Source organism: Mycetocola zhadangensis, assembly GCF_003668565.1.
Taxonomy (GTDB): Bacteria; Actinomycetota; Actinomycetes; order Actinomycetales; family Microbacteriaceae; genus Mycetocola_A; species Mycetocola_A zhadangensis.
In genome coordinates this window covers 859431-871646 of the sequence record NZ_RCWJ01000002.1, presented here as the reverse complement: position 1 = coordinate 871646, position 12216 = coordinate 859431, and the positions used below count along the sequence as shown (strand labels likewise).

Annotated in this window: 11 protein-coding genes and 1 tRNA gene; 4 read left to right on the top strand and 8 right to left on the bottom strand. The window is 62.8% G+C overall.

Annotated elements, in window-relative coordinates; translation table 11 throughout:
- Positions 1-393: 393 nt before the first annotated feature.
- The 3 genes from D9V28_RS10735 to D9V28_RS10725 form a co-directional block, all read right to left on the bottom strand.
- Positions 394-1296, bottom strand: coding sequence for a hypothetical protein (locus D9V28_RS10735; protein WP_121659664.1), 903 nt, complete (start codon positions 1294-1296; stop codon positions 394-396).
- A gap of 62 nt (positions 1297-1358) precedes the next feature.
- On the bottom strand, positions 1359-1793 hold the full coding sequence (locus D9V28_RS10730) for a PIN domain-containing protein (RefSeq protein WP_121659663.1): 435 nt from the start codon (positions 1791-1793) through the stop codon (positions 1359-1361).
- Positions 1790-2014: a type II toxin-antitoxin system VapB family antitoxin gene (locus tag D9V28_RS10725; protein ID WP_121659662.1), complete on the bottom strand. Its 225-nt coding sequence runs from the start codon at positions 2012-2014 to the stop codon at positions 1790-1792. The genes D9V28_RS10730 and D9V28_RS10725 overlap by 4 nt, the downstream gene beginning before the upstream one ends.
- Before the next feature lie 182 nt (positions 2015-2196).
- On the opposite strand from D9V28_RS10725, the gene D9V28_RS10720 reads away from it, so the two are divergent.
- Entirely contained in the window at positions 2197-2541 is a 345-nt protein-coding gene (locus D9V28_RS10720; RefSeq protein WP_121659754.1) for an ArsR/SmtB family transcription factor, read from the top strand.
- Positions 2538-3200, top strand: a complete 663-nt coding sequence (locus D9V28_RS10715) for a cation efflux transmembrane domain-containing protein (RefSeq protein ID WP_121659661.1) — start codon at positions 2538-2540, stop codon at positions 3198-3200. The genes D9V28_RS10720 and D9V28_RS10715 overlap by 4 nt, the downstream gene beginning before the upstream one ends.
- Positions 3201-3291: 91 nt before the next feature.
- Here the strand turns inward: D9V28_RS10715 and D9V28_RS10710 are convergent.
- A tRNA-Ser gene (locus D9V28_RS10710) sits at positions 3292-3382 on the bottom strand.
- 132 nt (positions 3383-3514) lie between these two features.
- Between D9V28_RS10710 and radA the strand changes: the two genes are divergently transcribed.
- Entirely contained in the window at positions 3515-4873 is a 1359-nt protein-coding gene (gene radA / locus D9V28_RS10705; RefSeq protein ID WP_121659660.1) for a DNA repair protein RadA, read from the top strand.
- An 8-nt stretch (positions 4874-4881) separates the two neighbouring features.
- On the opposite strand, the gene D9V28_RS10700 is transcribed toward radA, so the two are convergent.
- The 4 genes from D9V28_RS10700 to D9V28_RS10685 form a co-directional block, all read right to left on the bottom strand.
- Positions 4882-5268, bottom strand: a complete 387-nt coding sequence (locus D9V28_RS10700) for an SseB family protein (RefSeq protein WP_121659659.1) — start codon at positions 5266-5268, stop codon at positions 4882-4884.
- Positions 5269-5291: 23 nt separating this feature from the next.
- Positions 5292-5927 carry a hypothetical protein gene (locus tag D9V28_RS10695; protein ID WP_121659658.1) on the bottom strand — a complete coding sequence of 212 codons (636 nt, stop codon included), beginning with the start codon at positions 5925-5927 and terminating at the stop codon, positions 5292-5294.
- Between the two features lie 102 nt (positions 5928-6029).
- Entirely contained in the window at positions 6030-10493 is a 4464-nt protein-coding gene (locus D9V28_RS10690; RefSeq protein ID WP_121659657.1) for an ExeM/NucH family extracellular endonuclease, read from the bottom strand.
- A 214-nt stretch (positions 10494-10707) separates the two neighbouring features.
- Positions 10708-11226: an amino-acid N-acetyltransferase gene (locus tag D9V28_RS10685; protein ID WP_121659656.1), complete on the bottom strand. Its 519-nt coding sequence runs from the start codon at positions 11224-11226 to the stop codon at positions 10708-10710.
- Between the two features lie 33 nt (positions 11227-11259).
- Between D9V28_RS10685 and D9V28_RS10680 the strand changes: the two genes are divergently transcribed.
- Positions 11260-12183 (top strand): Ppx/GppA phosphatase family protein, encoded by a 924-nt coding sequence (locus D9V28_RS10680; RefSeq protein ID WP_121659655.1) that lies wholly within the window; start codon positions 11260-11262, stop codon positions 12181-12183.
- Positions 12184-12216 lie beyond the last annotated feature (33 nt).

Sequence of the window (12216 nt, the reverse complement as noted above, 5' to 3'; positions counted from 1 at the left end):
CCCAACCAGAAAAGGCCGAGTCAACGGGTATTTGGCATTTGACATTGTGCACGCTGTTGAGTTCTCAAGGATCGGATGCTCCCGCTTTTCACCCCTCAGGGCTGCTCCGCAGGGCAACTTCTCTACCTTAGCATTCTTTTTCAGAAGTTCCGACCAGACCCGAAGAAGTTCGAATCGCTCAGACCTCGAAAGAGGAGTAAGGAATCCCACAGCCAACAACATCCGAAATTCGAATGAGTTGTGTGTGGGAGGTGGTCCCGCATGAGGCCGGCGAGCTAAGCTCAGCCGCACCTTTGGGGTGACGAGTAGTTACTCTACGTCGGCTTTTGGCAGTCGGGCAAATCACGCGTGCAGTCCGGGCGTGTCGCCTCGGCGTGGTGCGGAAACCGGGGTCTACGCGACGATGGCGTCGTCCGATTCGTTGCCCCGCAGCATCCCGACCCAGCGGCCGAGATAGAGCGCACCGGCGTCATCGTGAATCAAGGTCGGGTGGTGTCGCACGGGATACGGTGTTGCAGGCACCCCATCCGCCGGGCGAACGTCGACGTGGGCAACGTTGAAGCCGTGCGCGTGTAGCCAATCTGCCATCGCATAGTCGGTTCGCGAGTCGCCCAGGGTTCGCCATGCTGTTGGGATCGGCCCGCCGTCCGCCTTCAACAGTGCGAGGAGCTTCTCGGCGCCGAGGTCTTTTCCCAGGCGAACAGACTCGATGTCCGTCGAGATGATGGTCGGGTCGATTCGATAAGGAACAGCACCAGATGCGTCGGGCCGACGGACGGCGTCCCATTCGTACCCAAGCCCGAGGCGCTCGAATGCGCGGGCGGCGTCTGCGTCGAAGTTCCCGCGGCGGGCCGCGAAGTCCTCAGCCGAAACAGAGACGAGCTGTTCGACGGAGACCATCGCGCGTTTGGTTTCGTCGTAAAAGACGACATCACTGTATGACGACTTCACGAGCTCACGAATCGCGTCACAGTATTGCTTCGGCATGGCCAGAGTTGCGTCGACGTCGATGTCGCCCATACCCGCCGGTGTGATGCGAGCGGTGACCGCTCCCTTTTCGCAGACCGCCCAGACCCGCGCGGCGTCGCCCAACCCGCCAGCGACCAGATGCGGCACTACTTGTTCCCGGATGAATGCATCCGACCGCCCGGTGTTGAAGGCGATGGGGATCCCTGAGTTGGCAAGCTCCACGAGGTCGCTGGCGATGCTCGGAATGGCGATGCTGCGACTCACGGGGCTCGCAATGGGGCCATCGACGTCGAGCAGCAGGCCCAGGATCGGCAGGTTATCAGTCACTCGGCCAGTCTACGTGCGGGCCCCGAGCCCCAGCGGGTGTGGCGATGCAACTAAGAGCTGCCTCAATGGCACCACGTCGTGAACCTCGCTTCGCACTCATGCCGCGACATACTCCTGGCGTACGGGCCCGTGGCCACCTCGATGTACGCGAAGTCATGATCGGAATTCAACACAACAGCGTCGTTCGCGACGGCATATGCAGCGATAAGGCAGTCAAATGCCGCAGCGGCTCGAATTAACCCGCCATCACGGAGAGCCTGCTGGAGGTTGAGCGCGTCCTTCTCAGAAGGGTGGTTCCACGCCGTGAGCAACTCGTCCATGTCCTCGCGCAGCTCGGCGTATTCCTCGGGTGTGCGAGCAGAATGGCAGCACTCAAGAACCTGAGGCGGGCAGGTGATGATGAGGTGCCGAGAGTAGATCTCCCTGAGCCGTCGCGCGATGGGTTGGCTGATGCCAGCCTTGAGCCAGACGCTGTTGTCAACAAGATAGGTCGTCACGAGTCGGCGAGCTGCTCGGCAGCTGGGGTGACGGTCGGAGCATCGACCTGATCGGGCTTGAAGCGGCGGCTAACGATGCGCTCGCCCGCTGAGGGCTGCCGTCGGACGGCAATCAGGGTGCGGAGGGCGCGGTCAACGGCCTCGCGGTTCGACGAAGCACCTGTCAGCTCTCTCGCCTGCCGGAGATCGTCCTGGTTGATGTCAATTGACGTGATTGCCATGACGCACCCTTCCGCTCTAGATAGAGCGGAACTCGACTATCAACGGCCCTGATAACCGCTAGTGATTGCGCGCTCTCCGCCAAGGATGATTGTCGTGAACTCGCCCCGTGAGTGAGCCATGCGGGAGCACCTTGCCCAGTACAGCATTCCGTTAATTCAGCGAAATGTGTATTGTGATCGTCATGACGACGGCTAGCGCTACCGCGACCTTGACCCACACGGCTGCTCTCGCGCGACTGGGGCACGCACTCTCGGACACCACGAGGGTTGGCGTGCTGCTGGCGTTGCGTGAGGCGCCGGCCTACCCTTCGGATCTCGCTGATGCACTCAGCGTGTCGCGTCAGGTCATGTCAAATCAACTCGCTTGCCTCCGGGGTTGTGGCCTCGTGGAGGCCGTGCCGGACGGACGACGCACCTGGTATCGGCTCGCTGATTCCCACCTGGCTCCCGCTCTCGATGAGCTGCTGCGCGTGGTGTTGTACGTCGAGCCGGGGTGCTGTGCCGGAGAAAGCTGCACCTGCGCATGACTATCGCCGCGCCTCGCCTCACAGACGAACGAGAACATGCGCTTCGACGCCGCATTCGTTGGATCGTCGCCGGGACAATTGCGTACAACTTGATCGAAGCTGTCATCGCGATCAATGCCGGGACGATTGCTTCGTCCGCCGCCCTCGTTGGATTTGGCTTTGACTCCACCATCGAAGTTCTCTCTGCGGCCGCCGTTGCATGGCAGTTCACCCGGCGTGACCCGGAACGGTGGGAAAGAGGCACGTTGCGCGTCATTGCCGTCGCCTTCTTCGCCCTCGCCGCCTACGTGACCATCTCCTCCCTACTGGCTCTCGTTACCCAAGTCGCCGTCGAACACTCCACGGTCGGCATTGTCATCACGGCCATCAGCGTCGTCATTATGCCTTTCCTCTCGTTCGCCGAACGGCGCGCGGGGCTCGAACTGGGCTCCGCCTCGGCGGTTGCTGACTCGAAGCAGACCCTCATCTGCACGTATCTTTCCGCGGCGGTGCTCCTCGGCCTGGTCGTGAACAGCCTGTTCGGCTGGTGGTGGGCTGACGCGGTCGCCGGACTCGTCATCGCGGTGTTCGCAATTCGCGAAGGAATGGAAGCATGGAGGGGCGACGCCTGCGCCACCTCAGTGGCGATACTCCTCGAAGACCAGCTTCACGAACGCTGAGTCGTCCGCCGAACTCGGTGCTGTCGAACCTCAACGGCAATGACGAAGGCCCCGACGTTCCAGTGTTCACTGGGAGTCGGGGCCTTCGTGGTGGCGGTGACGGTGGGATTTGAACCCACGGTGCGCTTTAGACGCACACAACTTTTCGAGAGTTGCACCTTCGGCCGCTCGGACACGTCACCGCCGTCGAGTGTAGTAGATCCTGTGGGTCCGCGCGAATCGGCGTCGATGTGCGGCCCTGTGCAGAGCCCGTTCATTCCCCGACCCTCGCATGGCCAAACGATCGTGTCGGCGGTCGCGATTAGGCTCGGCACATGGCTAAACCGACGTCGACTTTCAAGTGCACCGAATGCGGCTGGCAAACAGCGAAATGGGCTGGCCGCTGCGGCGAGTGCCAGCAGTGGGGCACGGTGGTCGACGCCGCTGCCGAGATCGGTATCGTCCAGCGGGTCACAGCCACGACTCTGTCCGGTGACCGATCCGCGCGCCCCATCACTGAAGCCTCAGACGCAGATGTCGCGCATTGGCCGACCGGGATCGATGAGTTCGACCGTGTGCTCGGCGGAGGCATTGTGCCCGGCGCCGCAATTCTCCTCTCCGGTGAACCCGGAGTCGGCAAGTCGACTCTCCTGCTGGAGGTGGCCGCCAAAGCCGCGAAGGCCAAGTCGCGCGTTCTCTACGTCAGCGCTGAGGAGTCAGTGAACCAGGTGAAATTGCGAGCGCGCCGCACCGGAGCGCTGAGCGACAATCTGTTTCTCGCCGCCGAAACCGATCTGAGTATCGTTCTCGGCCAGATCGACGCGGTGAAACCCCAACTGCTCATCGTCGACTCGGTCCAGACCGTATCGAGTCCGCTGTCGGACGGCATCGCTGGCCAGCCGAGCCAGGTCCGCGAAGTCGCGCAGACGCTGATCCGGATCGCGAAGGAACGCGGCCTTCCGGTCCTTCTCGTCGGGCACGTGACCAAGGACGGTAGCATCGCCGGCCCTCGGCTGCTCGAGCACCTCGTCGATGTGGTTTGCCAGTTCGAGGGCGATCGACACACCTCACTCCGGTTTATTCGCGCACTGAAGAACAGATTCGGGCCGACGGATGAGGTGGGCTGCTTTGAGATGACCGGTGACGGGATAGCGGAAGTCCCGGACCCGAGCACGTTATTTCTCAGCCGTGGCATCACGGTGTCCGGAACCTGTGTGACCGTGTCGATGGAAGGCAAGCGCGCCCTTCCTGTCGAAATTCAGGCTCTCGTCCTCGAAACCAGCGCGCCGAACCCCCGACGAGTAACGAACGGCGTGGATTCGTCACGTGTGGCCATGCTCCTCGCGGTACTCGACCAGCGCGCTGGCATTCGACTTCACGACAAAGACATCTATGTGTCGACTGTCGGCGGCGTTCGATTGAACGAGCCGGGCGCCGACCTCGCGATCGCGATTGCCCTGGCGTCCGCGTCAATGGGATACGCAGTCCCCCACAATTTCGCCGCGTTCGGTGAGATCTCACTCGCCGGCGAGGTGCGCCCGGTCAGTGCCGCACGTCAGCGGATGTCTGAAGCGACCCGCCTCGGGTACAAGACGATCGTCGATGCCAGGACCGGCAGCATCCGCGAGGCTCTCGACCTCGCAAAGAAATCCGCCGGCTCGTCGTTCGACAGAGAACTCGACGCGGTCTTCTAAACGACGGGTTAGAGTGCGAGCACCCGGAGGAGTTCGTCGGGGCTCGCCTGCATGGCGTGCGGGCCCGCAATGTCGAAGTACACCGTCTCGATGTCTTTGCCGTACGTCCGCAGGAACGTGTGCAGCCAGGGACCGTCATAGAGACCGACGAACGGCGGCAGCGCTTCTGGTTTGTGGGCGGCGTCGCTGAACACCAGCAATGCGAGTCGGCCGGTTTCGGGATGACGGAACGTCCAGACCTCGCCGTCATCGTTTGGATCGTCCGGCTGGCCCGGGCGCATCAACGGAAGAACCATGTGGTCGTTTCGCAATGCGAAAGCGACGGCTGCCATGTCCTGTTGCTCGAGGGCTTCGGCGAGAACCTGCGAACGGAACTCGGGTTGCGTTTCTGGCATTCCTCTATTGTCGCAGGCCGCTGTTAGCCAGCGAGCAAAAACTGCTTTGTCTTCGCGCTTTCAATGCCGGCAACAGAGGTTGAGAGGTGATACGAAACACCGCCGGCGGGAACGGCTGGGCGCTCTCCCTCACAGGTGGTTGTACTCGACCGTGTTCTGTCCCAGGCGATCGGCGTGCTTGACGCGACGGTCTGCCCGGGTTCGAGCTGAACGACAGCATCGGCCGGTTCGACCTGGCAGTCGGTCGAGGTCCAGTAGACGTCGGTACCGCTGGTGATGGTGAAAACCTGTTGGCTGGTTCCAACGTTGATCGAGCACGGCTTCTCGCCCGAGTTTGTGATTTGCAGGGAGAGCTGCGGCAACTCGTTTGCACCGTAACTGCCCTTGTCGGTGAGCGCTTCGACGGTCACCGACTTGTCGGTGCACTCGGCCACCTCACCGGTGGCGCCCTCCGTGCTTTCGGGCGTAGGTGTGGTCTTCGGTGTTGCGGCCGCCGAGGATGTCGCCTTTGGTGTGGTCGGGAAACCCGACGTCGACCCGGGCTTCCAAATCACGAGGACAACGATGGCGATGACAGCGAGCAGACCGGCGAGCACCCAGAGCCGTCGCCGGATGTAGACGCTCCGTTTGTCCTTGGCGGACTGCTCACCCGTTGCCATAAATTCATGGTAACGAGCGGGCCGAGCTCAACTGGCAAAGACTCGCGGGAGGCCGCAATTGCGACGTCCCGCGAGTCCCTCTTAGACGGTTCGGTTAGCGATCTACCAGCCGAACAGCCTGGTCAGCCAGCCGATGATCTTCTTGATCACCTTGACGATCGTCTCGATGGGTGACGGCTGCGGTTGCGGCGTTGGCTCATCTGCCGCCACCGTTATCGGGATGGTGACCGTGGTGCCGGATTCCGCCGCCGTGATTGTCAACGTCTTCGCGCCAGCTCCCGCCGGAACGGTGAAGGTGACAGTTGTCGCTCCCTGACTTACCGGGGCTGTCCCGACAGTCACTCCATCGACCGCTGCGGTCACCTGGGTGTTCACGGGACTTCCTTGAGACGTGAGGTCGAGCTTCGACAGGTTGAGGGTTACCGAGGAGCCAGCCGTCACCGGAGCCGTCGGAATCCCGGTGACCTGGACCGATCGCCGGTCGAAGCTCGGCGAGACGGGACTGTTCGCCGTGAGGTACGAGATCCAGGCGTCCCGATCAACGAGTCCGGAGTCTCTGGTGTCGGTTCCACTCGTGAAGACGTGAAAATTGTCGCCGCCGCCCAGCAAGAAGCTGAAGGAACCGATTCGGTAGCTTCGACTCGGGTCGATCGGAGCGCCGTTGACGGTGATGCTGGTGATGCGGTCGCCCTCGGCTCGCGCCGGGTCAAACGTGTACGTCACGTTGTCCGACAATCCGAGCTGGAGATACGCCCGGCTCGGTACCGACCCATCCGCTGCACGCTGCCACTGCTGCTCGAGCATCACCTTGAACTGTTCGCCGGTCAGCGAGGTAGTCCACAGGCTGTTCGCGAACGGCAGCACGGCGTTGGCCTGAGCGTACGTAATGTCGCCGGCGGGGAGTTCAGCCCGCAGCCCTCCCGGATTGACGACGCCGATTTCTGCACCGCCGTTCTCTGGTGAAGCGAGCGTATCGACAAGCGCGTCGGCAACGAAGTTACCGAGGGTCGATTCCGACGAGCGGTCGTCGCGGGCTTCGCCAATGTACGCCGTCGTGATCGGCGCTGTTGCGTTTCCCACGACCTGCTTGCCGAGAATATCGGACTCGGCGATGGCCGCCTTGACGATCCTGTTGACCTCGGCCACAGCCGGGTACTGAGCGATAAGGTCGGCCTCGGCGGTTGTCACGCGAGCGACATTCTGCGCGGTATAGGAGGTGACCTCACCGGTGAGCGAGTTGACCTGCAGTGTGATTTGGCCGACGAACTCGCCGTAGCTTCCCGTTTGCAGGACCGGGCGTGTGCCCTCGCCGCCGGGAATCGGAGCGTCCCACGCGTACCTCTTGTGCGTGTGCCCCGTGAAGATGGCATCAACTTCGGCAGCCGTCTCGTTCACGATGTCGGCGAATGCGCCGCCTTCGGCCAACTCCTGCTCGAGGGTCGCGTTCTCCGGAGCACCAGCACCTGCGCCTTCGTGGTACTCAGCAACAAGCACGTCGGCTTCACCGTTCGCCTCGTCTCCGTCGGAGAGTTGGGCGGCGACCCGGTTGACCGCTTCCACAGGATCCCCGAATTCGAGAGTCGCGATCCCGGTAGGCGAAACGAGGCTCGGCGTCTCTTCGGTCACCGCTCCGATCACGCCGACGGTCACGCCGTCGACCTCAAAGAGCGCGTACTCCTGAAGCGCCGGCGTCGACGTTCCCTCGTTGTAAACGTTGGCGCCGAGGTACGGGAACTTCGCGTTCTGCCCGCCGTTCATCACTCGGTTCACCAGGTCGTCATAGCCCTGGTCGAACTCGTGGTTCCCCACTGCGGCTGCGGCAAGTCCGAGTGCGTTGAGAACGTCGGTCGTCGGCTGGTCCTGAAGCGAGCTCGATGCGAAGAGTGACGCGCCGATGTTGTCGCCAGCGGAGATAAACAACGAGGACTCGGGCCCGAACTGGGCCTTGAGCGATTCGACAGTTCCGGCGAACTCCACCGTGTTGCCGTCGATCCGACCGTGGAAGTCGTTGATGTTCAGCAGATTCACCACGCTCGCCGGGCTGAAGTCGATGCCGACGAGCATCGGGTCATGGTCGCTCGACCGGTAGGGGTTCGCCTCGTAGAAGTTGGTGGCGTTGTAGTTGTACCGCGAGTACTCCAGCGCGATGGACTCGACGGAGTTGATGTTCCAGACATCCGCGCCTGTGACCAGCGTGTTTGCGTCGGGTGATGCGAACACGTAGTCGAGGGAGCCAATGGCCTTGCCGAAGGTGTAGGTCTGCTCTCCCGTCTTCGCGCCCTGGTTGATGTAATTCGCCGCTTCAAGCACGGCGATCGGGTCTTCCTTCGCGTACGAGTTGAAGTCGCCGACGAGGAACACCTTCGTGGTGTCGAGTTCGGTCTTCAGCTCTTCGGCGAAGTCGACGAGAGCTGTCGCCTGCCGGGTGCGATCACCGTTGTACGCACCCTGGCCAGCGTCAACGTTGTCTCCGGTCGCCCCGGATGCGCTCTTCGACTTGAAGTGGTTCGAGATGACCAGGAAGGTTTGGGAATCGCTGGCGCCTACTGGCTTGAACGCCTGCGCGTCCGGCTGCCTCGCGTTGGAGAACGCCGGCGAATCGAGGAGGATGCGGGTTTCCCCAACCGTCTCGACCGCAGCCTTCTGGTAGATGAACGCGGTCCGAATGACGTCCTCATCTGCCGGAACCTCGGTCGGGGACGGTACGAACTCCCAGACGTCGCTGCCCGCGGCCTCGTTGAGTGCGTCGACGAGAACGCTCAGAGCATAGTCACGGTCCTTGCCGATGGACGCGGAGTTCTCGATCTCCTCGAGGGAGACCACGTCGGCGTCGAGCGCGTTAATCGCAGAAACGATCTTCGCCTGTTGCCGCTCGAGGTTCTCGGGGTTCGCTGCTCCGCGCACGCCGCAACCGGCGGCATCCGAATTGTTGACTGTAATCGGGTTTCCGGCACGGTCCGCGAAGTACGTGCAGCCGGTGCGGTCCGCTCCGGTTGTTGCGAAGTAGTTGAGCACGTTGAAGGTGCCAAGCTTGATGTCGCCGCCGACATCCTCTGGCTTGGCTGTGCGGGTGTTCTCGAAGGTCACCGGTTGCACGGTTGCCGCGTTCTCAGCCGTGAGCTGGGTCAGCGGCTGGAATGACCAGTTGCCGAATCGGTAGTCGAGAATCACAGGCGAGGTGAATGTGGTCGCCGCTCCAACGCGCACCGGTGCCTCGTTCGACAGGTACGGCAGCGGGATGTTCTTGTTCGCACCGCCGTCAGCGGACGACAGGAAATTGGTCGACGCACCATCATCGAGCACGACGAGTTCCGCGTCGAATCGCGCTTGGGCGGCGGCGTGCTCGGGGCTGCCTGGCAGGCCAAGGACCGTCGGGTTCACCAGCGGAGTGGTCGAGGCCGCGAGCCCGATGGAGCCGAAACCGTTGGTGTCGAACACATCCGTGACGGTGTAGTCGCCCGCCGGAGCGAGAACCATGCCCTCGAGCAGCTCCCGTCCAGCCGGAGTGGTCGGATACGCGACTGCAGCGGGCACAGGTGCCGACACGGTGGCCGGATCCAGCTGCTTCAGGCCGTTCGCACCGACCTTGATCTCGGTGAGGCCCTCGTACTCGGCGACGACGCCGGTGACCTCGACGTATTGTCCGGGCGCAACGTCGGTCACGGTCTCCGGTGAGTGGATGAAAATTCCAGCGGATGCCACGTGGCCGGTCAGGTCTGCACCGGTTCCTGGGGTCTGAATGTAGTACCCGTCGAACTTTCCTGTGGCGTACGCCGCCGTCACGACTCCAGTGGTGGTGACCGTCACGCCGACCTTCGGACTCACGTCTGTGGGTCCCTGGATCTCGCCGATGCTGAGCTCCTCGGGCTCCGTCGGCTCTGTCGGGTCTGTGGGATCCGTCGGGTCTGTCGGATCCGTGACGCTCGTTGAGCTCTGCGGCGTGATCGTGGCCGAGAGGGTGAAGTCCTGCGCGTTGCTGTCGGTGTCGGCGAACGCGGCGCGTCCGAGCGATTTGACGTCGGTGTTCCCGGCCGGGGCCGCTGCAGGTGCCGCCTCGAAGGTGTTCGAGGTGCCGTAGCCGAGAACATCGACGACCGCCGCGCTGCCTGCGACGTTGCCCGTCGGCAGAGTCACAGCGGACGCGGTCTTTGCGAGGATGATCGTGCCTCCTCCGCCCGCCGTGTTGATACTGCCGCTTGAGGCGTCGGGGGTCGGCAGGGCTGCACCGTTGCTGCCGTTGCTTCCACCGGCAACGAGGTAGTACCCGCCAGCGGCGATGCTCCCGGTGAGGGGCAGCACACCGGACGGTGCGGCCGAGCCGGTTGCCGACCGATACTGCAGCGACCAACCGGTCACATCGATCGGCGCGGCGGTCGGGTTGTACAGTTCGACGAACTTCGTCGTGTACGCCGCTCCGGCACTTCCTCCAGAGAGGTACGCCTCGTTGATCACCACCCCTGAACCATCGGGGGCGGCCGTTGCCGGCAGCGCAGTCAGCGGCGCAGCGGCGAGTCCGAACAGTGAAGCGATTGCGGTGACACGCCAGCCGCGCTTGGACAGCAACATTGATCTCCCTGAAAGATTGTCCCGATGAGTCGGCGCACCTTGCAGCGCCTCGTTGCGCCGCAAATGGGGGTCAAATTCGAGCAACTCTTTCTTACGTTAGAGATGCTGTGTTAACGCGTGATCACCGGAAATGTGAACAGTGAGTAAAAGCTAACCGCTGCCGAGAACCCCCCACAAGAGGCACAACATATGAGCACTGCTCAAGGTACTCAGGTCAGAGCAGTTTGAGCATCCGGCTGTTGCCGAGGGTGTTCGGTTTGACCCGGGCGAGATCGAGGAACTCTGCAACACCCTCATCGGTCGAACGCACCATCTCCGAATACACGATGGGATCGATGATCTCGTCACCGATTTCGCGGAATCCGTTACGAGTGAAGAACGGCACTTCGAAAGTGAGACAAAAGAGGCGACGCAAACCGAGCTCGCGAGCATCCGCTTCAAGGGTGTTCAAAATCGCCCTGCCAACCCCGTGACCCAGCCAGTCCTCAGCGACCGCGAGGGTGCGCACCTCACCGAGGTCTTCCCACATGACGTGAAGCGCGCCGCAGCCGATGAGCGTTCCGTCGGACGAGGTGACGACGCGAAACTCCTGCACGGCTTCGTAGAAGACCACGCGCTCCTTGCCGAGGAGGATGCGCTGTGCGACGAGCGGCTCGATGAGTTTCTGAATGTCAGGAACGTCCGAGGTGCGAGCGCGACGAACCAGGAACTCGGGCTCCCCCTGCTTCGTCATGTTTCAAAGTTTAGTGACCTGTATCGTTTCGATATGCGCCTCGGAGTACTCGACATCGGTTCAAACACCGTCCACCTGCTCATTGTCGACGCCCACCCCGGCGCTCGGCCGGTCGCTGAGGCGTCGCACAAATCGGTCGTGCGCCTCATGCGTTACCTCGACACAGACGGCTCGATCACCGACGAGGGCGTGAAAGCCCTGGTCACCGCGATCGGCGACGCCGCCCGCATCGCCGCGCGCAGCAACCTCGACGATCTCCTCCCCATGGCCACATCCGCCATTCGTGAGGCGACCAACGGCGCAGAGGTTATCGCGCTGATCGAACGTGAGACCGGCCTGAGCCTTCAGGTGCTGAGCGGTGAGGACGAAGCGAAGCTAACCTTCCTGGCCGTTCGGCGCTGGTACGGCTGGTCGGCAGGCAACATTCTCCTCTTCGACATCGGTGGCGGTTCACTTGAGATCGCGCTTGGTGAAGATGAAGAAGCGGATGTCGCTTTGTCGCTTCCGCTTGGAGCCGGACGTTCCACGGTCGGTTTCCTTCACGACGACCCTCCGACCGAGGCGCAGCAGGAGGCCCTTCGCTCGCACGCCCGCGGGGTGATCGCCGACGCACGGACCGCATTCGACGGGTTGCAGAAACCGACACACATCGTGGGTTCGTCGAAGACCATTCGGTCGCTGGCCCGGCTCGCCGGGTCGGTCGTCGATGGCATCGGCGATGACCGCATGAGGTTGCGGCGCAGCCAGCTCGACGACTGGGTGCCGCGGCTCGCGCAGATTCCGGCGACATCGCGCCCGGCGCTCCCCGGCATCACCATGGACCGCACATTCCAGATCGTCGCAGGCGGAATCGTGCTCAGTGAAGCGATGGCCGGCTTCAACGTTCGCGAGCTCGACGTTTCGCCGTGGGCAACGCGCGAGGGTGTCCTGCTCCGGTACCTCGACCACCTGGCCTGACGCCACGACGGCCGGACCACGACGAAGGGCCCG